The sequence below is a fragment of the Roseateles sp. 22389 genome (assembly GCF_052044995.1).
Classification (GTDB): domain Bacteria; phylum Pseudomonadota; class Gammaproteobacteria; order Burkholderiales; family Burkholderiaceae_C; genus Roseateles.
Genome location: NZ_JBQEOF010000004.1, coordinates 1 through 22,457 on the forward strand (window position 1 = coordinate 1; position 22,457 = coordinate 22,457).

Consider the following 22,457-nt stretch of genomic DNA (forward strand, 5'->3'; position numbering starts at 1 on the left):
ACGCCGCTGGCGTCGCCCAGCACCTCGTCCAGCGTGTGGAACAGGTGCAGCTCGATCTTGCCGGCCTGGACCTTGTCCATCAGCTTGTCGACCAGGATGGGCTCGGCGCGGAACTTGTCGCGGCGGTGGATCAGGTGGACCTTGCTGGCGATGTTGGACAGGTACAGCGCTTCCTCGACCGCGGTGTTGCCGCCGCCGACCACGCAGACCTCCTGCTCGCGATAGAAGAAGCCGTCGCAGGTCGCACAGGCGCTGACGCCGCGGCCCATGAAGGACTCCTCGGACGGCAGGCCCAGGTACTGCGCCGAGGCGCCAGTGGCCAGGATCACCGTGTCGGCGGTGTAGACGGCGCTGTCGCCGGTCAGCGTGAAGGGGCGCTTGGAGAAGTCGACGCTGTTGATGTGGTCGAAGACGATCTCGGTCTGGAAGCGCTCGGCATGCTGCTGGAAGCGCTGCATCAGCTCGGGGCCTTGCACGCCCATCACGTCGGCGGGCCAGTTGTCGACCTCGGTGGTGGTCATCAACTGACCCCCTTGCGCCATGCCGGTGACCAGCAGCGGCTTGAGGTTGGCGCGGGCCGCATACAGGGCGGCGGTGTAGCCGGCGGGACCGGAGCCGAGGATCAGCAGTTGGGCGTGTCGGGTGTTTTGGCTCATGACAGGCAATTGGGGATGCGCACAGCGGACGCAAGGGTCGACAGCCTACGGCCGTTACAGCGTTGACCCTATGAACAGCCGTGAACAAATTGGCACAATGCATCCATTCTAGGTGGCGGGTCCCTCTGCCATCCTGACAACCACGATTGACCCTAACCCCCGACAGGAGGCATCCCTTCATGGCCATGTTGTCCAACTTGGATCTGATCCGCAGGGTTCCCTTGTTCTCCCTGCTGACCGCCGACCAGGCCCAGTCCATCGCGGACAGCGTCGTCAAGCGGCGCTTCAAACGCGGCGAGTTGATCGTCGAGCAGGGCACCAAATCCAACGCGCTCTTCATCCTGCTGAACGGTCGGGCCCGCGTCCTGACCGCCGACAGCCGCGGCCGGGAGGTGATCCTCGCGGTGCTTCAGCCCGGCGACTATGTCGGCGAGATGAGCCTCATCGACAACGAGCCGCACTCGGCCACGGTCAGAGCCGAAGTGCAGACCGACATGCTGGTGCTGGGCCGCGCCGATTTCGCGCGTGGCCTGCCCGAGCCGTCGAGCCTGGCCTACGGCATCCTGCGCGGCCTGGTCGCGCGCCTGCGCAACGCGGACCGGCAGATCGAGTCGCTCGCGCTGCTCGACGTCTACGGCCGCGTCGCCCGCACGCTGCTGGACATGGCGGAGGAAGAGAAGGGCGTGAAGATCATCCGCGGCAAGGTGTCGCGCCAGGACATGGCCAAGGTCGTCGGCGCGTCGCGCGAGATGGTCAGCCGCGTCATGAAGGACCTCGAGGACAAGGGCGTGATCGAGACGCTCGAGAACGGCTCGGTGGTCATCAAGGAACGCCTGCAGCACGATTGAGGCGTCAACGTTTCTTCACCATGGCGTGTGACCCCGCGTCCGGGACGCGGGGCGCTTGCGTCACAATCGCGGGATGAGTTTTCCCGGTTCCCTGCTGGGCGGTGGTGACGACGCCGCCACGTCGCCCGAGCGCCCCGCGCCGGCGCGCAAGTCCAAGAAGGCCGCCGCCGCTGCCGCAGTGGCGTCCACGCCGCCCAGCCCGCTGCGCACGCCGCTGTGGCTGCTGGTCGGTGCGCTGGTCTGGTGCCTGGTCTTGCTCGCGATGGTCAGCCACGACCGCGCCGACGCCGCCTTCAGCACCGCCGGCACCGCCGGGCCGACGCACAACCGCGTCGGATCGCTGGGCGCCTGGATCTCCGACCTGATGCTCTTCGGCTTCGGCTACTCCTGCTGGTGGCTGATGCTGGTGTCGCTGCGCGCCTGGCTGAGCGGCCTGGCCCGCCTGCTGCGCGCCGACGGCAGCCCGCTCCCCACGCTGAAGGAACGCCTGCCGGCGATCGGCGGCCTGGTGCTGCTGCTGGCGGCGAGTTGCGCGCTCGAGTGGACGCGCCTGTACGGCTGGGAGTCGCACCTGCCGGGCCATGCCGGCGGCGTCCTGGGCTACCTCCTGGGACCGGCCAGCATGAAGCTGCTGGGCTTCGCCGGCTCGGGCGTCGTGTGGATCGCCGTGCTGGTGGCCGGCGTGTCGCTGGCGCTGAAATTCTCGTGGCTGAAGCTGTCGGAGCAGATCGGCGCCTCGATCGAACGCCTGATCGAGAAGCGCGAGGTCCGCCGCGAGATCGCCGAGGACAAGCGCGTCGGCAAGGAAGCCAAGCGCGAGCGCGAGGCCATCGTCGAGGTCGAGCGGCTGGTCGAGGAGGAGCACCACATCCCGATCGTCATCGAGCCACCGGTGGTCGAGGTGCCCAAGTCCACGCGCGTGATCAAGGAGCGCCAGCAGACGCTGTTCACCGATCCGGCCGACGCCAAGCTGCCGCAGGTCGACCTGCTGGATGCGCCGCCGCCGCGCATCGAGACCGTCACGCCCGAGTCGCTGGAGATGACCAGCCGCATGATCGAGAAGAAGTTGAAGGACTTCGGCGTCGAGGTGCGGGTGGTGGCCGCCTCGCCCGGGCCGGTGATCACGCGCTACGAGATCGAGCCGGCCACCGGCGTGAAGGGCGCGCAGATCCTGGGCTTGGCCAAGGACCTGGCGCGCTCGCTGAGCCTGGTGTCGATTCGCGTGGTCGAGACCATCCCCGGCAAGAACTACATGGCGCTGGAACTGCCCAACGCGCGGCGCCAGACGATCCGGCTGTCGGAGATCCTCGGCTCGCAGGTCTATGCCGACGCGGCGTCGCCGCTCACGATGGGCCTGGGCAAGGACATCGTCGGCATGCCGGTCGTGGCCGACCTGGCGAAGATGCCGCACTGCCTGGTTGCCGGCACGACCGGTTCGGGCAAGTCGGTGGGCATCAACGCGATGATCCTGTCGCTGCTCTACAAGGCCGAGGCCCGCGACGTCCGCCTGATCCTGATCGACCCCAAGATGCTGGAAATGAGCGTCTACGAGGGCATCCCCCACCTGCTGGCGCCGGTCGTGACCGACATGAAGCAGGCCGGCAACGCGCTGAACTGGTGCGTCAACGAGATGGAGCGGCGCTACAAGCTCATGTCCAAGATGGGCGTGCGCAACCTGGCCGGCTACAACAAGAAGATCGCCGACGCGGCCGAGCGCGAGGAGAAGATCCCCAACCCGTTCAGCCTGACGCCCGAAGAGCCGGAACCGCTGGACCGGTTGCCGCACATCGTCGTCGTGATCGACGAACTGGCCGACCTCATGATGGTGGTCGGCAAGAAGATCGAGGAACTGATCGCGCGCCTGGCCCAGAAGGCCCGTGCCGCCGGCATCCACCTGATCCTGGCGACGCAGCGCCCGTCGGTGGACGTGATCACCGGCCTGATCAAGGCCAACATCCCGACGCGCCTGTCCTTCCAGGTCTCGAGCAAGATCGACTCGCGCACCATCCTCGACCAGATGGGCGCCGAAGCGCTGCTGGGCATGGGCGACATGCTCTACATGGCGTCGGGCACCGGGCTGCCGGTGCGGGTGCACGGCGCGTTCGTCAGCGATGACGAGGTGCATCGCGTCGTCGACTACCTGAAGGAGCAGGGCGGCGAGCCGAACTACATCGAGGGCATCCTCGAGGGCGGCGTGCTCGACGGGGACGGCGGCGGCGATGGCCTGCCCGGCCTGGCGGCCGGCGGCGACGGCGAATCCGATCCGATGTACGACCAGGCCGTCGCCGTGGTGCTGCAGCACAAGCGGGCCTCGATCTCGCTGGTGCAACGTCACCTGCGCATCGGCTACAACCGGGCCGCCCGCTTGCTGGAGCAGATGGAGAAATCGGGCCTGGTGTCGTCGATGGCCACCAACGGCAACCGCGACATCATCGTGCCCAAGCGGGAGGAATGAACGGCGCCGGCCGCCGTGTTCCTCGCCTTCCGTACCTCCCGCACCTCCCGCTCCGTTCAAGCATCCACGCCATCGTCGACGAGCCTCCCATGGTCCACTCGCTCCACCCGCTCCATTCGCTTCAATCGCTCCGTTCCCTGTCGCTCCGCGGCCTTCGCGTGACCCGCGCGGTCGCGGGCGCGGCGCTGCTGGGGGCCGCCGCGCTGGCCCATGCCGACGGCGTGAGCGCGCTGCAGCAGTTCGTGACCGAGGTGAAGAGTGGTCGCGCCAGCTTCACGCAGACGGTCACCGCGCCCGATGGCAAGCGCAAGAAGACCACCACCGGCACCTTCGAGTTCCAGCGGCCGAACCAGTTCCGCTTCGCCTATGCGAAGCCGGCCGAGCAACTGATCGTGGCCGACGGCAAGGAGGTCTGGATCTACGACCCGGACCTGCAGCAGGCCACGGTGCGGCAGATGGACCAGGCGCTGGGCGCGACGCCGGTGGCGCTGCTCGCCGGGGGCGACCTGTCGCGGGACTTCACGCTCAAGGCGCTGCCGGCGGCCAACGGGCTGGACTGGGTGCAGGCGACGCCGCGGCGTAACGACAGCGGCTTGCAGAGCCTGAAGCTGGGTTTCAAGGGACGCGAGCTGTCGGCGCTGGAGATCGTCGACGGCTTCGGCCAGCAATCGGTGATGCAGTTCAGCGCGGTGGAGCCCAATGCCAAGGTGTCGGCCGAGCGCTTCCGCTTCACGCCGCCGCCGGGTACGGACATCGCGCGCCAACCCTGACCGAGCTTCGAGCCTGCACCGATGAGCAACGCGTCGCTCTTCCCGGACGAGTTCGATCCCGTTCCCAGCGGGCCGCCGGCCATGGCGATGCCGGGCAAGCACGCGCCGCTGCCGGAGCGACTCCGGCCGCGCCAGCTCGACGAGGTCGTCGGCCAGCGCCACCTGCTCGGGCCCGGCATGCCGCTGCGCGTCGCGCTGGAGAGCGGCCGGCCGCACTCGATGATCCTGTGGGGTCCACCGGGCGTCGGCAAGACGACGCTGGCGCGGCTGATGGCGCAGTTCTTCGACGCGCAGTTCATCGCGATCTCGGCGGTGCTGGGCGGCGTCAAGGACATCCGCGAGGCGGTCGAGCGCGCCCTGGCCGCGGCCGGGCAGGGGCGACGCACGATCGTGTTCGTCGACGAGGTCCACCGCTTCAACAAGGCGCAGCAGGATGCCTTCCTGCCGCATGTCGAGTCCGGCCTGTTCAGCTTCATCGGCGCGACCACCGAGAACCCGTCCTTCGAGGTCAATTCGGCGCTGCTCTCGCGCGCGACGGTGCATGTGCTGAAGTCGCTCGACGAGCAGGACATGCGCGAGCTGCTGGCGCGCGGGCGCGAGGCCCTGGGCGCGCCGCCGGTCAGCGAGGCCGCCACCCAGCGCCTGATCGGTTATGCCGACGGCGACGCGCGGCGGCTGCTCAACACGCTGGAGACAGTGGCGCAACTGACGCCGGCGGACACGGCGGAGATCGACGAGGCGCTGCTGGAGCGCACCCTGGGCGAGCAGCTGCGGCGCTACGACAAGGGCGGCGACCAGTTCTACGACGTGATCTCGGCGCTGCACAAGTCGGTGCGCGGCTCCAACCCCGACGCGGCGCTGTACTGGCTGGTGCGCATGCTCGATGGCGGCGTCGACGCGCGCTACATCACGCGCCGCCTGATCCGCATGGCCAGCGAGGACATCGGCAACGCCGACCCGCGCGCGCTGCGGCTCTGCCTGGATGCCGCCGAGACCTACGAGCGCCTGGGCTCGCCCGAGGGCGAACTGACGCTGGCGCAGGCGGTCGTGTACCTGGCGATCGCGCCCAAGTCCAACGCCGTCTACAACGCCTACAACCAGGTGCGCGCGCTGATCAAGCAGGACAGTTCGCGGCCGGTGCCGGTGCATCTGCGCAATGCGCCGACGCGGCTCATGAAGGAACTGGGCTACGGCAAGGCCTACCGCTACGCGCATGACTTCCCCGGCGCCTATGTCGCCGGGGAGCAGTACCTGCCGGACGGCCTCGAGGACCAGCGCTTCTACGAGCCGGTGCCGCGTGGCCTGGAGATCAAGATCGGCGCCCGGATGGACGAGCTGCGACGGCTGGACGCGGAGGCGCTCGGCCAGGAGGGCGAGGCCTCGCCGCGCCGCGGCGAGGACCGCGAGGACTGAGCATGGGCGCGGCGTGGCGAGCCTCTTTCACGACGCGCCTGGTGCGCGCTGGGCAGGCTGTCGCGCGGATGCGCGGGCGGCGTTTCGGCGCGGTCCTGGGTTTGACCTTGAGCCTTAGCCTGGGCGTGGTCGCGCCGGCCGCGCAGGCGGCGGCCGCCAAGCCGGCGCCGGTGGTGCGTCCAGCGCAGCCGCCGGAGGGGCCGACGCTGGCCCGCATCCGCGAGACCGGCGTCATCGTCCTGGGCTACCGGCCGGCATCGGCGCCGTTCTCCTACCTCGACGCGCAGCTGCGTCCCACCGGTTATTCCGTCGAGCTGTGCGAGCGCGTGATCGCCTCGCTGCGCACGCGGCTGAAGCTGCCCGACCTGGAGGTGCGGCGCGTGGCGGTGGGCTCGGCGACGCGCATGCCGATGGTCAGCAACGGCACGCTGGACATGGAGTGCGGCATCACCACCAACACCGCGGAGCGGGCGCGCAGCCAGGCCTTCTCGGTGACGATCTTCGTGGCCGAGACCAAGCTGATGACGCGCCATGGCGAGAGGGTGCAAAGCCTGTCCGACCTGCGCGGCCGGCCGGTGGTGAGCACCATCGGCACGACCAGCATCCAGCACCTGGCCAAGGTCAACGAGCAACTGGGGCTGGGCATCCGCATCGTCGCGGGCCTGGACGATCCGGACGCGTTCCAGTTGCTGCGCAGCGGCCGTGCCGACGCCTTCATGATGGACGACGTCATCATCCGCAGCCTACTGGCGCAGCAGGGGTCGGCGGTCTCGCCCGACGACTACGTGATCTCCGACCGGGCGCTCACGGTCGAGCCCTATGCGATCGGGCTGAACCGCGACGATCCGATGTTCAAGACCATGGTCGACGACGTGCTGGTCGGCCTGTACCGCAGTGGCGAGATCCACACGATCTACAGACGCTGGTTCGAGTCCCCGCTGCCGCCCACCGGCATCAACCTGAAGCTGCCGATGAACGCCGCTTTCCGGCGCGTGGTGGCGCAGCCGACCGACTCGCCCGATCCGGAGCGCTATCGCTGAAGGGGCTGAAGGCCGCGGCGGGTGCCGCCGGCGCGGCGCGGTCGCTCGCGATCGCGCCCGAGCAGCCTGAGCGGCCGTTCAGCAACTCGACGAAGCGCCGCGCCGCCAAGCCCAGTGGTCGGGTGTGCGTCCACACCACGTCGACGTAGAGCTGCAGCGCGGTGGTGAAGTTGCCGGCGGGAATCTGGACCAGCTCGCCCGAGGCCAGCGCCGCGCGCACGAAACCGGACGGCAGCCAAGCCCAGCCCAACCCGGCCGACACCATGCGCAGCGCCGCGACCGGGCTGTCGGTGCGCCACTGCACCCGCGAGACCGAGATCCGCTTGTCGACGTCGCAGGCATCGCGGCCAGCGACCAGGATCTGGCGCTCGGCGATCAGGTGTTCGTCGCGCAGCGCCAAGGCCTCGCGCGCAAGCATCGGATGCGAGGCGGCGACGACGGCGAGCAGCGTCTCGCGGGCCACTTCCTGGAACTGCTCGGACGGGTCCAGGCCCTGGCGCTCGAACACCAGCGCCAGCTGGGCGCGCCCGGATTTCAGCATCGCCAGCGCGTCCGCCTGCGGCGCGGTCAGCACCTCGATCTCCAGCAACGGGAACTCGACCGACAAGGTCGTCAGCGCGTCGCTCCACGGCGTCGCCGCGACCAGTTCAGGCGCGACCGCGATCACCAGCGACGGCTCCAGGCCTTGCGTCAGGGACAGCGCGTGCCGGTTGAGCTGGCCGAACTGCTCGGCCAGCCGGCGCGCCTGCGGGACCAGCGCGAGCGCCTGCGGCCTGGGCACGGGTTCGCGGCCGGCGCGGTCGAAGAGCGGCAGGTCGAGTTCGGCCTCCAGGTGGGCGATCGTCATGCTCACCGCCGACGGCACCCGGCCCAGCGCACGGGCGGCGGCGGAGAACGAGCCGTGGTCGATCGCGGCGAGGAAGACGCGGAGATTGTCCAGGTCGAAGGCCATGGCGGTCCTTGTGGGAGATGGAGAGTGAGAGGTTGATCTATCAGTCAGGCTGATGGATGCTGACTTCAACTATCAGGATGGCGAACATACAGTTCGTCCCATCGTGAATCAAGGCCTCGGCGCAGGGCGGCCGCGCCCAACGACCGAGGCCCTCAACAAGGAGTTCGACATGGTGTGGGGTGTGCTGTTCCTGGCGGGGCTGTTCGAGATCGGATGGGCCGTCGGCCTGAAGTACACGGAGGGCTTCACCCGGCCGTGGCCGACGGTGGGCACCGTGCTGGCGATGGTGACCAGCGTGGTGCTGCTGGGCTGGGCGCTGAAGCACCTGCCGGTCGGCACGGCCTATGCAATCTGGACTGGCATCGGCGCGGTTGGCACCGCGATCGCGGGCATCGTGCTGCTGGGCGAATCCGCCTCGCCGGCCCGGCTGGCCTGCATCGGGCTGATTGCCGTGGGCATCGTCGGGCTGAAGATGGTCTCGTCGCAGTGAGGGCCCGGCCGGCGCCCGCGTCGGCCCGGCAGCGGGAAGCGGGCAGGGCATGGGACTTGCCGTCCACGGTCATCCAGACCGCAGGAGTTCCTCATGCCCGACTTCGACGAACGCCGAGACCATGCCTACGACCGCGAGCAGGAGGCCGCCTACTGGCGCGACAACTACGCCAAGCGGCCGTACATCCAGCAAGGCGACACCCATGACGACTTCGGCCCGGCGTATGCCTACGGCGTCGATGCGTTCGCGCGTTATCCGGACCGTGACTTCGACGATTTCGAGGCCGAACTGCATCGCGACTGGGGCGAGCAGCGCAAGGGGTCGTCGCTCGACTGGGCGCGCGCCAAACCCGCCGTGAAGGATGCGTGGCAGCGCATCAAGGAGGCCTCGAACATGCCACCGTCGACGCGCTGAGGCGCGCGCCGCTATTTCTTCTCTTCCAGCGAGCGTCGCACGGCCTCCATCGGGTCCTCGGCCTCGGAGGCCGGCGCCGAGGCCGGGTCGCCTGGCGCGGAGGCCGCCGACGCCGCTTCCGGCGGCAATCCGAACAGCGCATTCGTGTCCGCATTCGGATCGACGCGTTCCGCCTGCCCGGCATCGATGCCCTGCAGCATCTCGGTGGCCTTGTCCATGTCGACCGCCTCGGCCTTGTCCAGGAAGGCGGTCACCGTCACCGGGAAGAAGATGACGATCGCCACCAGGATCAGCTGCATCACCACCCAGGGGATGGAGCCCAGGTAGATGTCGCTCGAGAGCACCCGCCGCGGCAGCGCGCCGGTCTTGAAAAGCGAATCCGAGATGCCCCGCAGGTAGAACAGCGCGAAGCCGAAGGGCGGATGCATGAAGCTGGTCTGCATGTTCACGCACAGCATCACGCCGAACCACACCAGGTCGATGCCCATCTTGTCGGCGACCGGACCCAGCAGCGGCAGGATGATGAAGGCGATCTCGAAGAAGTCCAGGAAGAACGCCAGGAAGAAGATGAACAGGTTCACCACGATCAGGAACCCGATCTGACCGCCTGGCAGGCTGGTCAGCATGTGCTCGATCCACTTGCCGCCTTCCACGCCCTGGAACACCAGCGAGAAGGTGCGCGAGCCGATCAGGATGAACACCACCATCGCGGTGATGCGCATCGTGCCGATCATGGCTTCGCGGACCACCGGCCAGTTCAGGCGCCGGTGCGACGCCGCCAGGATGAAGGCGCCCACCGCGCCCATCGCGCCGGCCTCGGTCGGCGTGCAGATCGCCGTGTTGATGCCGGGCAGGCCGCCCATCGAGCCCAGCACCGCGAAGATCAGCACCGCCGACGGGATGATGCCGCGCAGGCATTTCTTCCACAGCGCCCAGCCGTCCAGCGTGCGCGCTTCCTTGGGCACGCCGGGCACGTGCTCCGGCTTGAGCCGCGACAGCGCGAAGGTGTAGAGCGCGAAGATCAGCACCTGAAGGATCGACGGGCCCCAGGCGCCCTTGTACATGTCGCCCACCGGCTTGCCGAGCTGGTCCGCCAGCACCACCAGCACCAGCGAGGGCGGCACCAGCTGCGTGATCGTCCCGGACGCGGCCAGCACCCCGGTCGCGTAGCGCATGTTGTAGCCGTAGCGCATCATCACCGGCAGCGAGATCATCGCCATCGCGATCACCTGGCCGGCCACCGTGCCGGTGATCGCGCCCAGGATGAAGCCGACGATGATGACCGAGTAGCCCAGCCCGCCGCGCACCGGACCGAAGAGCTGGCCCATCGAATCGAGCATGTCCTCGGCCAGCCCGCATTTCTCCAGCAGCGCACCCATCAGGGTGAAGAATGGGATCGCCAGCAGCAGGTCGTTGGACAGGATGCCGAAGACGTTCTGCGGCAGCGCCGTCATGAACTCCGGCGGGAACCAGCCCTGGCTCACCGCGAAGAATCCGCAGGCCAGGCCCAGGGCGGCCAGCGAGAAGGCCACGGGGAAGCCGATCAGCATGATGATGATCAGCCCCGCGAACATCAGCGGGGGGAACTGCTCCATCGTGATCATTGCAGCGGCCTCTCGTAGTGGGTGTCCATCTCGACGAGATGGGCCAGGTAACCCAGGCGCTTGATCACCTCCGAAAGTCCTTGCAGGAACACCAGCCCGAAGCCGACCGGCAAGGTCAGCGCGGCCGGCCAGCGGATCAATCCGCCCGCGTTGCCCGACACCTCACCGCTGGTGAACAGCTTGTGCAGGTAGCCACCCAGGCCGAGCGTCGCGATCGTGTCGTCCGGCCGCATGCCGGTCATGAGCTTGCCCAGGAAGAAGTCCCAGGACAGCCAGCCCGCGTAGGCCATCACCGGGATCAGGAAGACGATCAGGCCGAACAGGTCGATGTAGACCTTGCCGTGGCCGCGCCAGCGCGCGTAGAGGATGTCGACCCGCACATGCTCGTTCAGGCGCAGCACCTGCGCCGCGCCGCCCATCACGCAGACGGCGAACAGGTACCACTGGATCTCGAGGAAGGCGTTGGAGCTGATGTCCAGGCCGTAGCGAATCACCGCGTTGGCGGCGCTGATCAAGCACGACAGCAGGACGGCCCAGGCGGCAAGCGTGCCGAACCGGTCCGTCAGCCAGTCGATGCCCTTGGCGAAAGCAAGCAGGGCGTTCATCGAGGAATCCAGGTCTCCATGTGAGCCCGCGACGGGGAGGGCTCGTTTCTTGTCGTAGACGCGGACTGTAGCCAGCGAGCGCTGACGGCGACCTGATTTCGTACGCTGTTCCGGGAAAGCCCTGAGGAAAGCGGAAGGGAGAAAAAAGAAGGCCCCGGTCGGGGACCGGGGCCTGCGGCGCCCTCGGGGTGCGGTGGTCGGGACGAGTCAGGCGTCCAGCTGCATCGCGGAGGCGAAGAGCCGGGTCGAGCGCGCGCCGGAGCGGCAGAACGCCAGCACCGGCTTGGGCGCCTCGTCGAGCAGCGCGCGCATCGCGGCGATCTCCTCCGGCGACTGGTAGCCCCCCTGCACCGGCAGGTGGTGGTAGACCAGGCCCGCCGCCTCGGCCGCGACGCGGACCTGCTCGCTGGTGGGCTGGTCCGGGCCGCCCTCGAAATCCGGGCGGTTGTTGATCACCGACTTGAAACCGGCCGCGGCCAGAGCGGCCATCGTATCCGGCGTCAGCTGCGGCGCGACGCAGAAATCGGGCGTCAGTTGTTGGACGGTCAGTTCCATGGAGGCTCCTGTCGTTGAATCGGAAGCGGGCGCGGAGGGGAGGGGGCTCAGCCCGCCAGTGCGGCCTTCACCGCGGCCGAGACCAGGCCCATGTCGGCCTTGCCCGCGAGCTTGCCCTTCACGGCGCCCATCACCTTGCCCATGTCGGCCGGGCCCTTGGCGCCCAGTTCGGCCACGATCGCGGCGACCTCGGCCTTGATCTCGTCCTCGCTCAGGCGCTGCGGCAGGTAGACCTCCAGCACCTTCAGCTCGGCGGTTTCCTTGTCGGCCAGGTCCTGCCGGCCGGCGGCGGTGAACTGGCTGATCGAGTCCTTGCGCTGCTTGATCAGCTTGTCGACGATGCCCACCAGCATCACGTCGTCCACCGTCACGCGCTCGTCCACTTCCTTCTGCTTCACGGCGGCCAGCAGCAGGCGGATCGTGCCCAGGCGCTCGCTGTCCTTGGCGCGCATCGCCGTCTTCATGTCTTCGGTGATCTGTTCCTTCAGGCTCATGAGGGCTCCTTGCTTCTCTCTCGAAATGCGTTTCGCGGTCTCGCGGGGATCATCGGCCGTCGCGGACCGGTGCGGCGCGGAGACAAAAAAGCCCGCGGCAGCGTCCTGCGCGGGCTTTCTGTGCTGTTCGGGCAGTGGGGAGCGCTCAGCGAGGGTCCCCGGTGCCGAAGCGGTCCGATCCTTCGATCAGTACAGCTTCTTGGGCAGCTGCATGCTGCGCACGCGCTTGTAGTGGCGCTTCACGGCGGCCGCCTTCTTGCGCTTGCGCTCGGCGGTCGGCTTCTCGTAGAACTCACGGGCGCGCAGCTCGGTGAGCAGGCCCAGCTTCTCGATGGTGCGCTTGAAGCGGCGCAGGGCCACGTCGAACGGCTCGTTTTCTTTGACGCGAATGGTGGTCATGAAATTCCTTCAAATAGCGCTCGGTGTTCGCGAGGAAGGGCTTGCCTTCGAAGCGGAGTATCCGGATTCCACTTCCGAATCGACGCGCAGGGTTTGCCAGCAAAACGCGGATTCTAGCCTCATTTTTGACGGTCCGCCAAATTGAAGCGGGTCGACGCGCCCGGACGCCTGCGAGCGCGATGCGGCGGGCCCCGCGCTCATCACGTCCCGCGCCGACGGTTTCATCCCGGGCGTGACTTTTTCACGCGCTGCCGCCGCGCGCGCTTCGCGTCGGCGCGCTGGGGGAAGTGCATCGCCGTGGCCCTCTCTCGCGGCACGCTAGGATGCCTGACCCCAAGCTTAGGGGGAGAGAGCCCCCGCGATCGTGGTCGGCACTTGCCCGGGCGACCGGCACCCATCTACATTCGATCCACCACCATTCGACCGCCAGGGGAATCCCCGGCCCGGCCCGACCCATGGAATTAAACGCCGCCGCGACGCCCGCGCCCGCCAGCTTCGATGCCTGGCTGGCGTCGTCGGGAACGCCCCAGGCACATGTCGCGGCCGGCCTGCTCGGCCTGCTGGAACCGACCGGCGCCTGCCTGACCGTGAAGTCGATGGCCACCGGCCGCTACGTCTTCGCGAGCCCGGCCATGGGCGAACTGTTCGGCCGGATCGAGGCCGGCATCGTCGGCGCGACCGACGCCGACCTGATGCGCGGCGACGAAGTCCAGGCGATGCGCCGCTCCGAGCAGGCCACGCTGGCCCAGCGCGGCGTCGTGAGTTCCGAGCATCGCCTCGAGATCGGCGGCCGCCGCCGCGAGTTCATGGTCATGCGCTTCCCGCTGGGCCAGGAGCACGTGATGGCCTTGTGGAGCGACAAGACCGAGGAACGCCATCGGGAGACGCATCTGCAGCGCGCGCTGCAGCAGCTCGAGCAGCAGCAGAAGTCGCTCGAACAGATGCGCCGCGAGCTGCAGCAGGGCAGCGGCCGCGACGAGGTGTCGGGGCTCTACATGCGCGCGCAGTTCGACGACCAGTTGCTGCGCGAGATCGATCTCTCGACGCGCGAGCACCGCGAATTCACGCTGGTGCTGATCGCGCTGGATCCGGTCACGGCCGAGGCCGGACTGGGCGAGGAGGCGCGCCAGCGCCTGCTCGAGGGCCTGGGGCGCATGCTGCGCGCCAACACCCGCGCGATGGACGCGGCCTGCCGCATTGGCGACGACCTGTTCGCGGTGCTGCTGTCGGGCGTGGGCCTGGCGACGGCGCATGCGCGCATGGAGCAGCTGCGCCGCCAGTGCCATGCGCAGATCGTCGTGCTGCATGGCCAGGACATCGGACTGTCCCTGTCGATGGGCGTCGCGAGCTTCCCGCATACCGCGTCGCGCCAGGAGGAACTGCTGGGCGCCGCCGAGATGGCGGTCAAGGAAGCCCAGCGCCGCGGCGGCAACCAGGTCGTGCTGGCGTCGATCCCGTTCGGCATGGGCTGAGGGGCCGCCGCCCGCCCGTCGCGCGCCGCTCAGGCGAGCAGGGCCTGAAGGTGCCGCCACTCCGCCGCCGTGACCGGCGTGATCGACAAGCGGTTGCCCGGCTGCAGCGTGCGCATCTGCGACAACACCGGATCGCGCTTCATCTCCGCCAGGCTCAGCAGCCGCGTCTTGCGCACGAAGCGCACGTCCACATGCGACCAGCGGGGCGCTTCCGGCTTGGACTTCGGGTCGAAGTAGGGGCTGGCCGGATCGAATTGCGTGGCGTCCGGATAGGCGGTGCTGCTGACCTCGGCGAAGCCGGCGATGCCCGGCTCCGGGCAGGACGAGTGATAGAACAGCACCCCGTCGCCGATGCGCATCTGATCGCGCATGAAGTTGCGCGCCTGGTAGTTGCGCACGCCGGTCCAGGGCAGCTCGCCGGCTGCCTGCAGATGATCGATCGAGGCCTCGTCCGGCTCGGACTTCATCAGCCAGTACTGCGGCGCGTCGCCGGTGGGCTGGGAGGGCTGGGCAGTGCTCAAGGTGAAACCCCGCGAGATCGGCGGCGCCGCGGCGCCGGCCGTCGACCATGAAAAAACCGCGCTCTGAGCAGTCAGGCGCGGTTTCGGGAAGAGGTGTCCACGGCGAGCCGTGAGCCGCATTCCTGAACCCTAGGGGTACAGGTGGGCGAGGTCAACATGGCTTCGGGTTCATCTGACGCGAGACGCTCACACCAGCCAGGTAATGTTCCAAGCCCTTGCTCGCGAGAGCATCGGTTCAAGGAAATATAAAACTCACGCGAACGCAGTGGACGGAGCGGATTCTACGCGGCGAGCCGCGGCGATCACAGCAGTTGCCCGTCTTGCACCAGGGCTTCATCGAGCCGCTTCATCAGCGTTTCAAGATCCGGTGCAGACAGCTGTCCGGCACTCGTACCGCTGTCGCCAGCGCCTGCCTCGGCGGCATCGCCAGCCGCGGGCGAGGCGCCGACTTCGGTCAGCGAATAGGCCAGGTTCAGCGCCGCCAGCACCGCGATGCGCTCACGCGCCTTGATGCGGCCCGCATCGCGGATCGCGCACATTTCCTTGTCGACGCGGGCGACGGCCTTCTGCAGCGCGGCCTCGCCGCCTTCGGGGCAGCCGAGCAGGTAGCTCTGGCCCATGATCGTGACTTCCATTTGCTTCATGCGCCCGTCTTTCGAGAGTCGGTGGCCTCGGATCCGTCGCTGCCTTCGAGGAGATCGGCCGCCTCCACCGGCAGGCGGTCGAGCAGCGCGTCGATGCGCCCGCGCGCCGCGGCCAGGCGCGAACGCAGGCTGTCGCGCTCCAGCGTGAGCGCCTGCACCTGCTGCTCGAGCAGCGTGTTCGTGCGCTTCAATTCCTCGTGGCGCACCAGCAGGCGCTCCACGCGGTCGACGAGGTCGGTGATGCTGGACATGGCTTCCCTGACGGATGGACGCGCGGATTGTAGGGGGCCGGGTTCGCTCAACGCGCCGCAGCCATCGGCGCACTGTCACATTGCGCGACGACGGCGCAACGCTCGCACAGCGGCCGGCGCGCCTGGCACACGTAGCGCCCATGCAGGATCAGCCAGTGGTGGGCATCGACGAGGAATTCCGGCGGCACGCGCGCCAGCAATTGCTGTTCGACCTCCAGCACGTTCTTGCCAGGCGCGAGGCCGGTGCGGTTGCCGACACGGAAGATATGCGTGTCCACCGCCATCGTCGCTTCGCCGAAGGCGACGTTCAGCACCACGTTGGCCGTCTTGCGGCCGACGCCGGGCAGCGACTCCAGCGCCTCGCGGCTCTGCGGCACCGCGCCGCCATACTGCTCGACCAGGATGCGGCAGGTCGCGTGGAGGTTCTTCGCCTTGGTCTTGTAGAGGCCGATCGTCTTGATGTATTCGGCGAGCCGCTCCTCGCCCAGTTCGAGGATCTTTTGCGGCGTGTTGGCCACGACGAACAACCGGCGCGTCGCCTTGTTGACGCCGACGTCGGTCGCCTGGGCCGAGAGCAGTACCGCGGCCAGCAGCTCGAAGACGCTGGCGTATTCGAGCTCGGTCTGCGGCGACGGGTTGGCGGCGCGGAGAATCTCGAAGAACTCGCGGATCTGGGTCTGGTTCATGGCGAGCGGACGGAGGACAGGGAAGGGCAACGCGGGCGGCTCAGGCGCCGCGCTTGGCCCGGGCGCGCGCCAGCGCGGCTTCGATGACGGCGCGCTTGCGATCGATCTGGGCCGCGTCGGTGAGCCGGGTTTCCGACTCGAGGTGATCCAGCTTGTGGCGCGCCTTGGCCTCGAGGCGGTCGTCGTGCTCGCGGCGTTCGCGCTCGACGCGGATCTCGTGCCAGCGGTAGCGCTCGCGGGCGCGCTCGGCCTGCGCCGGGCTCCAGGCGGACCAGCCGCTGCGCCCCGGCGTGACCTCGGCCAGCGAGATGCAGTCCACCGGGCAGACCGGGATGCAGAGTTCGCAGCCGGTGCAGTCCGCGTCGATGACGTGATGCATCAGCTTGTTGCTGCCGACGATCGCGTCGACCGGACAGGCCTTGATGCAGAGCGTGCAGCCGATGCACCAGTCCTCGTCGATGACCGCGAGCCGGCGCGGACCCTCGAGCCCGTGCTCGGGGTTGAGCGGCAGGGCCTCGCGGGCGGTGAGGGCGGCCAGCCGCGCGATGCCCTCGGCGCCGCCGGGCGGACATTGGTTGATGGCGGCCTCGCCGCGCGCGATCGCATGCGCGTAGGAATGGCAATCGGGATAGCCGCAGCGCGTGCACTGCGTCTGCGGCAAGGCCTGGTTCAGGCCTTCGACGAGCGCGTCGAAGGCAGCGTCCACCACGCCGGCAGACGGGGGGGCGGACGGGTCAGCGGAGGCGGAATCGGACGGGGCGGGGTTCACTCGGTCGGCTTGCGCGGACGGCGCGTCGCCGGTCGGGGCGCGCGCTTGGCCGCGGCGGGCTGGTGCAACGGGGCCGCATCGTACTTGGCAATGAAGTCGCGGATCACCGGGTAGACCTTCTCGCGCCAGCGACGGCCCGAGAAGATGCCGTAGTGACCGGCGCCGATCGCGTCGTAGTGGAACTGGTTCTTCGCGTCGATGCCGCTGCACAGCTCATGCGCCGCCTTGGTCTGGCCGGCGCCGGAGATGTCGTCCAGCTCGCCCTCCACGGTCAGCAGCGCGGTCTGGGTGATGTCTTGCGGACGCACGAGGTCGCCGCCGACATCCCAGGTGCCGTTGACCAGCGCGAAGTCCTGGAACACCGTCTTGATCGTGTCCAGGTAATACTCGGCCGGCATGTCCAGCACGGCGTTGTACTCGTCGTAGAAGCGGCGATGGGACTCGGCGCTGTCGTCGTCGCCGCGGACCAAGTCGAGGAAGTAGTCGTAGTGCGAGCTCAGGTGGCGGTCCGGATTCATCGCCACGAAGCCGGTGTGCTGCAGGAAGCCGGGGTAGACCTCGCGGCCGGCGCCCGGGAAGTTGGTCGGCACGCGGTAGATGACGTTGTTCTCGAACCAGCTGTAGCTCTTGTTCATCGCCAGGTTGTTGACCGCCGTCGGGCTCTTGCGGGCGTCGATCGGGCCGCCCATCATCGTCATCGAGCGCGGCGTGGTCTCGCCCTTGGAGGCCATCAGCGAGATCGCCGCCAGCACCGGCACCGTCGGCTGGCAGACCGAGATCACGTGGCAGTCCTCTCCGACATGGCGGATGAAGTCCTGCACGTAGTAGATGTAGTCGTCGAGGTGGAAGGGACCGGCTTCGAGCGGCACCATGCGGGCGTCGGTCCAGTCGGTGATGTAGACCTTGTGGTCCTTGAGCAGCTGCTTGACCGTGTCGCGCAGCAGCGTGCTGTGGTGGCCGGACAGCGGCGCCACGACCAGCACCGTCGGCTGCGCCTTCATCTTGGCCAGCACGGCCGGGTCGTCGGTGTAGCGCTTGAAGCGCAGCAGGCGGCAGAAGGGCTTCTCCAGCGCCACCAGTTCCTGCACCGCGACGTCGATGCCGTCGACCTCGACGCTGGTGATCTCGAATTCCGGCTTCTCGTACTCCTTGGCCAGCCGGTGCATGAGATCCAGCCCGGCGGACATCCGGTGCGACAGCGGCGTGTGCGCGAACGGCGACAGCGGATGGCTGTAGAGCTTGGCGGTGGCGCTGGCGAACTCGGAGAACGGGCTCAGCAACGCGCGCTGGGTTTCATAAAGCTGGTAGAGCATCTGGCGGACCTCTCGAGGGGGAGTGAGGCGAAAGCTGGCACCCGTTGTGCAATGCAGCAATTCTAGGTCCCGGCCATCGGAAGTGTGTGTCGCCGGCGTGCCGTCGGGGGCCGCGGCAGGGACTTCGAACCGGCGGATTTCGCCATAAATGCGCAGGGCCGGCCCGCTTGCGGCGGTACCGGCCCTGGGTTCGAGCACCGATCGTGCGATCAGCGCATCGAAGTGTGGCGTCGAGGAAGGGTCAGACCTTCTTGACCGCGGCGATCGCGGCGGCGACCGGCTTGAGGTTCTTGCTGTTGAGCGCCGCCACGCAGATGCGGCCCGAATCGACGCCGTAGACGCCGAACTCCGAGCGCAGGCGCTGCATCTGCTCGGCGGACAGGCCGCTGTAGCTGAACATGCCCTTCTGGCGGGTGACGTAGCTCAGGTCGTCGGTGATGCCGGCGGCCTGGAGCTCGGCGACCAGCGCCTCGCGCATCTGCTTGATGCGCACCCGCATGCCGGCCAGTTCCTCTTCCCACTGGGCGCGCAGCGCGGGCGTGGACAGCACGGTGGCCACGACCTGGGCGCCGTGCGTCGGCGGGTTGGAGTAGTTGGTGCGGATCACGATCTTGAGCTGGCTCAGGACCTTGGTCGCTTCCTCGGCGGAGGCGCAGACCACGCTCAGCGCGCCGACGCGTTCGCCGTACAGCGAGAAGCTCTTGGAGAAGCTGGTCGAGACGAAGAAGTCCAGGCCGGCGGCCAGGAACTGCTGGATCACGGCGCCGTCCTCGGCGATGCCTTCGCCGAAGCCCTGGTAGGCCATGTCGAGGAAGGCGACCAGCTGGCGCGCCTTGACCGCCTCGACCACCTGCGCCCACTGGGCGGGCGTCAGGTCGTAGCCGGTCGGGTTGTGGCAGCAGGCATGCAGCACGACGACCGTGCCGGCCGGGGCCGCGTTCAGCGCGCCGAGCATGCCGGCGAAGTCAATGCCGCGGTTGGCGGCGTCGTAGTAGGGATAGGTCTCGACCGGGAAGCCGGCGTTGGTGAACAGCGCGCGGTGGTTTTCCCAGGAAGGATCGGAGATCAGCACCTTGGCGCCGGGGTTCAGGCGCTTGAGGAAGTCGGCGCCGATCTTCAGACCGCCGGTGCCGCCCAGCGCCTGGACGGTCGCCACACGCTTGGCTTTGAGGACTTCGCTGTCGACGCCGAAGACCAGGCCCTGCACGGCGGCGTCATAGGCGGCGATGCCGTCGATGGGCAGGTAGCCGCGCGGCTTGGGGGCGGCCTGCATCTGCGCCTCGGCGGCGGCCACGCAGGCCAACAGCGGGAGCTTGCCGTTGTCGTCGTAATAGACGCCCACGCCCAGATTGACCTTGGCGGGATTCGGATCGGCGTTGAATTGCTCGTTCAGACCCAGGATGGGGTCGCGGGGGGCCATGGCGACGGCGGCGAACAGGGACATGGAGGCTTTCCTGACAGTGCGTTGGCAAGAGCGGGAAGGGCACGACGGGAGAAACCCGTCCGGCTGCGCTACGCTGTCGCGTCCTGACGCCCGAGGCGCCTCCCGCGCGCCCAGCGAAGCCCGCCGATTGTAGGCAGGGAACAAGCGTTGCCCCTGGGAAACCCTGATGAGCCGATCCACCGCCGCCACGCCCTCAACCCCCGCCGCCAAGGGGAAGAAGTCCGCTTCGCCCGAGGCGCAGACGCCCGAGGTCGGCGCGCCGCCGAAGGGCGAATTCGTCTCTTTCGAAGGCTCTCCGTTCCAGCTGTTCCAGCCGTACCCGCCGGCGGGCGACCAACCCACCGCCATCCAGCAGCTGGTGGAAGGCGTCAATGACGGCGAGAGCTTCCAGACGCTGCTGGGGGTGACCGGTTCGGGCAAGACCTTCACCATGGCCAACACGATCGCGCGGCTGGGCCGGCCGGCGATCGTCTTCGCGCCCAACAAGACGCTGGCGGCGCAGCTGTACAGCGAGTTCCGCGAGTTCTTCCCGAAGAACGCGGTCGAGTACTTCGTCAGCTACTACGACTACTACCAGCCCGAGGCCTACGTCCCGCAGCGCGACCTGTTCATCGAGAAGGACAGCGCGATCAACGAGCAGATCGAGCAGCTGCGGCTGTCCTGCACCAAGAGCCTGCTGGAGCGGCGCGACGTGGTGATCGTGGCGTCGGTGTCGGCGATCTACGGCATCGGCAACCCGAGCGACTACCACCAGATGGTGATGACGCTGCGGGTGGGCGACAAACTCGGCCAGCGCGACATCATCCAGCAGCTGGCGCGCATGCAGTACACGCGCAACGAGATGGAATTCACCCGCGGCCACTTCCGCGTGCGCGGCGACACCATCGACGTCTTCCCGGCGGAGCACTCGGAGCTGGCGCTGCGCATCGAGCTCTTCGACGACGAGGTCGAGGGGCTGACGCTCTTCGATCCGCTGACCGGCCAGATCCGGCAGAAGATCCCGCGCTTCACGGTCTATCCGTCCAGCCATTACGTGACGCCGCGCGACCGCGTCGTGGCCGCGATCGAGACGATCAAGGAGGAGTTGCGCGAGCGCGTGGCCTTCTTCATCAAGGAGGGCAAGCTGGTCGAGGCGCAGCGGCTGGAGCAGCGCACGCGCTTCGACCTGGAGATGCTGCAGGAGGTGGGCCACTGCAAGGGCATCGAGAACTACACGCGCCACCTTTCGCAGGCCGCGCCCGGCGATCCGCCGCCGACGCTGGTCGACTACCTGCCGCCGGACGCGCTGATGTTCCTGGACGAGAGCCACGTGCTGATCGGCCAATTCAGCGCCATGTACAACGGCGACCGGGCGCGCAAGAGCACGCTGGTGGATTACGGCTTCAGATTGCCGTCGGCGATGGACAACCGGCCGCTGAAGTTCGAGGAGTACGAGCGCAAGATGCGCCAGGCCATCTTCGTCAGCGCGACGCCGGGGGACTACGAGAAGCGCCAGGCGGGCGCGGTCGTCGAGCAGCTGGTGCGGCCGACGGGGCTGGTGGATCCGGTGGTCGAGGTCAGACCGGCGACGCACCAGGTGGACGACGTGCTGCAGGAGATCCGCGATCGCATCGAGATCAACGAGCGCGTGCTGATCACCACGCTGACCAAGCGCATGGCCGAGCAACTGACGGAGTACCTCAGCGACAACGGCGTGAAGGTGCGCTACCTGCACTCGGACGTGGACACCGTCGAGCGGGTCGAGATCCTGCGCGACCTGCGGCTGGGCACCTTCGACGTGCTGGTCGGCATCAACCTGCTGCGCGAAGGCTTGGACATCCCGGAGGTCTCGCTGGTGGCGATCCTGGACGCGGACAAGGAAGGCTTCCTGCGCGCCGAGCGCAGCCTGATCCAGACCATCGGCCGGGCGGCGCGCAACGTGAACGGGAAGGCGATCCTGTATGCGGATCGCATCACCGAATCGATGAAGAAGGCCATCGGCGAGACCGAGCGCCGCCGTGCCAAGCAGATCGCGTTCAACGAGGCAAACGGCATCACGCCGCGCGGCGTGGTCAAGCGCATCCGTGACCTGATCGACGGCGTCTACAGCGACAAGCCGGGCCGCGACGACGCCAAGGTCATCGCCGAGGCCGCCGAGGTCGAGGCGATGAGCGAGAAAGACCTCAGCAAGCGCATCCAGCAGCTGGAGAAGCAGATGCTGGAACACGCGCGCAACCTCGAGTTCGAGAAGGCGGCGCGGCTGCGCGATCAACTCTCGCAACTCAAGGAACAGGCCTTCGGTGCGGCGGTGCACGACAACGTCGTGCCGATTTCGGCGGGCAAGGGCAAGTGACCCCGGGGAGCGGCGCGGTGCGGGAGCAGTGCGCTGGCGTCTGTTGGGGCTGAAGGGCTCCGGTTGACTGCGGGGCGGTGAGCGCGGGCACTCCAGGCAGCAGGGGGCATCCCGTCCGGGAACCCCCAGCAGCCTTCCGGCCCCATTGGCGCTCGCTGTCTGCGGGATGAGCGCTTGTTGTGGGGGAGGGCGGCGGGTGCGGTCCTCGACTGCGGGACGGGGAGCGCGGGCTCTCCAGGCAGCAGGGGGCATCCCGTCCGGGAACCCCCAGCAGCCTTCCGGCCCCACCGGCGCTCGCTGACCCCGGGTTGAGCGCTTGTTGTGGGTGGG

General features: G+C 68.4%; 23 protein-coding genes and 1 other RNA gene. 9 read left to right on the plus strand and 15 right to left on the minus strand.

What is annotated here, in order from left to right; translation table 11 throughout:
* Positions 1 to 656: NAD(P)/FAD-dependent oxidoreductase (locus ACTJKJ_RS06810; RefSeq protein ID WP_440819975.1), on the minus strand; the 656-nt coding region annotated here is incomplete at its 3' end.
* Between the two features lie 179 nt (positions 657 to 835).
* Here ACTJKJ_RS06810 and ACTJKJ_RS06815 point away from each other — a divergent pair.
* From ACTJKJ_RS06815 to ACTJKJ_RS06835, 5 genes are all read left to right on the plus strand, one after another.
* Positions 836 to 1,504, plus strand: a complete 669-nt coding sequence (locus tag ACTJKJ_RS06815) for a Crp/Fnr family transcriptional regulator (RefSeq protein ID WP_067067043.1) — start codon at positions 836 to 838, stop codon at positions 1,502 to 1,504.
* 73 nt (positions 1,505 to 1,577) lie between these two features.
* Entirely contained in the window at positions 1,578 to 3,959 is a 2,382-nt protein-coding gene (locus ACTJKJ_RS06820) for a DNA translocase FtsK (protein ID WP_440819976.1), read from the plus strand.
* Between the two features lie 158 nt (positions 3,960 to 4,117).
* Positions 4,118 to 4,729 (plus strand): outer membrane lipoprotein chaperone LolA, encoded by a 612-nt coding sequence (lolA, locus tag ACTJKJ_RS06825; protein WP_297387970.1) that lies wholly within the window; start codon positions 4,118 to 4,120, stop codon positions 4,727 to 4,729.
* An 81-nt stretch (positions 4,730 to 4,810) separates the two neighbouring features.
* Positions 4,811 to 6,142, plus strand: coding sequence for a replication-associated recombination protein A (locus ACTJKJ_RS06830; RefSeq protein ID WP_297388060.1), 1,332 nt, complete (start codon positions 4,811 to 4,813; stop codon positions 6,140 to 6,142).
* A 107-nt stretch (positions 6,143 to 6,249) separates the two neighbouring features.
* Positions 6,250 to 7,182, plus strand: a complete 933-nt coding sequence (locus ACTJKJ_RS06835) for an amino acid ABC transporter substrate-binding protein (protein ID WP_297387973.1) — start codon at positions 6,250 to 6,252, stop codon at positions 7,180 to 7,182.
* Here the strand turns inward: ACTJKJ_RS06835 and ACTJKJ_RS06840 are convergent.
* Positions 7,097 to 8,134: a LysR family transcriptional regulator gene (locus ACTJKJ_RS06840; RefSeq protein WP_440819977.1), complete on the minus strand. Its 1,038-nt coding sequence runs from the start codon at positions 8,132 to 8,134 to the stop codon at positions 7,097 to 7,099. The two genes, ACTJKJ_RS06835 and ACTJKJ_RS06840, sit on opposite strands and share 86 nt — an antisense overlap.
* Positions 8,135 to 8,303: 169 nt before the next feature.
* Between ACTJKJ_RS06840 and sugE the strand changes: the two genes are divergently transcribed.
* Together sugE and ACTJKJ_RS06850 are read left to right on the plus strand one after the other, a co-directional pair.
* Complete coding sequence (sugE, locus tag ACTJKJ_RS06845; protein ID WP_091724250.1) at positions 8,304 to 8,624, plus strand: quaternary ammonium compound efflux SMR transporter SugE; 321 nt, start codon at positions 8,304 to 8,306, stop codon at positions 8,622 to 8,624.
* Positions 8,625 to 8,717: 93 nt separating this feature from the next.
* Positions 8,718 to 9,038, plus strand: coding sequence for a hypothetical protein (locus tag ACTJKJ_RS06850; protein WP_147241751.1), 321 nt, complete (start codon positions 8,718 to 8,720; stop codon positions 9,036 to 9,038).
* 11 nt (positions 9,039 to 9,049) lie between these two features.
* On the opposite strand, the gene ACTJKJ_RS06855 is transcribed toward ACTJKJ_RS06850, so the two are convergent.
* From ACTJKJ_RS06855 to rpsU, 5 genes are all read right to left on the minus strand, one after another.
* Complete coding sequence (locus ACTJKJ_RS06855) at positions 9,050 to 10,639, minus strand: TRAP transporter large permease (protein WP_091725193.1); 1,590 nt, start codon at positions 10,637 to 10,639, stop codon at positions 9,050 to 9,052.
* Entirely contained in the window at positions 10,639 to 11,247 is a 609-nt protein-coding gene (locus ACTJKJ_RS06860; protein WP_091724252.1) for a TRAP transporter small permease subunit, read from the minus strand. Before ACTJKJ_RS06860 ends, ACTJKJ_RS06855 begins: the two co-directional genes overlap by 1 nt.
* A gap of 207 nt (positions 11,248 to 11,454) precedes the next feature.
* Positions 11,455 to 11,802, minus strand: coding sequence for a TIGR01244 family sulfur transferase (locus ACTJKJ_RS06865; RefSeq protein WP_091724253.1), 348 nt, complete (start codon positions 11,800 to 11,802; stop codon positions 11,455 to 11,457).
* Between the two features lie 47 nt (positions 11,803 to 11,849).
* Positions 11,850 to 12,296 (minus strand): GatB/YqeY domain-containing protein, encoded by a 447-nt coding sequence (locus tag ACTJKJ_RS06870; protein WP_099859742.1) that lies wholly within the window; start codon positions 12,294 to 12,296, stop codon positions 11,850 to 11,852.
* A 186-nt stretch (positions 12,297 to 12,482) separates the two neighbouring features.
* A complete protein-coding gene (gene rpsU / locus ACTJKJ_RS06875; protein ID WP_012346814.1) occupies positions 12,483 to 12,695 on the minus strand; it encodes a 30S ribosomal protein S21 in 213 nt (70 codons plus the stop codon).
* Positions 12,696 to 13,150: 455 nt separating this feature from the next.
* Here rpsU and ACTJKJ_RS06880 point away from each other — a divergent pair, with 455 nt between their 5' ends.
* The gene (locus ACTJKJ_RS06880) at positions 13,151 to 14,167 is read left to right on the plus strand and encodes a GGDEF domain-containing protein (RefSeq protein WP_091724255.1); all 1,017 of its coding nucleotides are present in this window, start codon (positions 13,151 to 13,153) and stop codon (positions 14,165 to 14,167) included.
* A gap of 29 nt (positions 14,168 to 14,196) precedes the next feature.
* On the opposite strand, the gene ACTJKJ_RS06885 is transcribed toward ACTJKJ_RS06880, so the two are convergent.
* The 8 genes from ACTJKJ_RS06885 to ACTJKJ_RS06920 form a co-directional block, all read right to left on the minus strand.
* Entirely contained in the window at positions 14,197 to 14,634 is a 438-nt protein-coding gene (locus ACTJKJ_RS06885; protein WP_091725196.1) for an EVE domain-containing protein, read from the minus strand.
* Positions 14,635 to 14,778: 144 nt separating this feature from the next.
* A non-coding RNA gene (gene ssrS / locus ACTJKJ_RS06890) (6S RNA) lies at positions 14,779 to 14,963 on the minus strand.
* Positions 14,964 to 14,990: 27 nt separating this feature from the next.
* Complete coding sequence (locus tag ACTJKJ_RS06895; RefSeq protein WP_297387984.1) at positions 14,991 to 15,332, minus strand: cell division protein ZapA; 342 nt, start codon at positions 15,330 to 15,332, stop codon at positions 14,991 to 14,993.
* Entirely contained in the window at positions 15,329 to 15,583 is a 255-nt protein-coding gene (zapB, locus tag ACTJKJ_RS06900) for a cell division protein ZapB (RefSeq protein ID WP_091724257.1), read from the minus strand. The genes ACTJKJ_RS06895 and zapB overlap by 4 nt, the downstream gene beginning before the upstream one ends.
* A 47-nt stretch (positions 15,584 to 15,630) precedes the next feature.
* The gene (nth, locus tag ACTJKJ_RS06905; protein WP_440819978.1) at positions 15,631 to 16,269 is read right to left on the minus strand and encodes an endonuclease III; all 639 of its coding nucleotides are present in this window, start codon (positions 16,267 to 16,269) and stop codon (positions 15,631 to 15,633) included.
* A 40-nt stretch (positions 16,270 to 16,309) separates the two neighbouring features.
* A complete protein-coding gene (rsxB, locus tag ACTJKJ_RS06910) occupies positions 16,310 to 16,975 on the minus strand; it encodes an electron transport complex subunit RsxB (RefSeq protein WP_147241757.1) in 666 nt (221 codons plus the stop codon).
* Positions 16,976 to 17,034: 59 nt separating this feature from the next.
* Positions 17,035 to 18,351 (minus strand): polyhydroxyalkanoate depolymerase, encoded by a 1,317-nt coding sequence (locus ACTJKJ_RS06915; protein ID WP_183479039.1) that lies wholly within the window; start codon positions 18,349 to 18,351, stop codon positions 17,035 to 17,037.
* A 241-nt stretch (positions 18,352 to 18,592) separates the two neighbouring features.
* Complete coding sequence (locus ACTJKJ_RS06920; RefSeq protein WP_297387999.1) at positions 18,593 to 19,795, minus strand: amino acid aminotransferase; 1,203 nt, start codon at positions 19,793 to 19,795, stop codon at positions 18,593 to 18,595.
* Positions 19,796 to 19,961: 166 nt separating this feature from the next.
* On the opposite strand from ACTJKJ_RS06920, the gene uvrB reads away from it, so the two are divergent.
* A complete protein-coding gene (uvrB, locus tag ACTJKJ_RS06925) occupies positions 19,962 to 22,127 on the plus strand; it encodes an excinuclease ABC subunit UvrB (RefSeq protein WP_297388002.1) in 2,166 nt (721 codons plus the stop codon).
* Positions 22,128 to 22,457 lie beyond the last annotated feature (330 nt).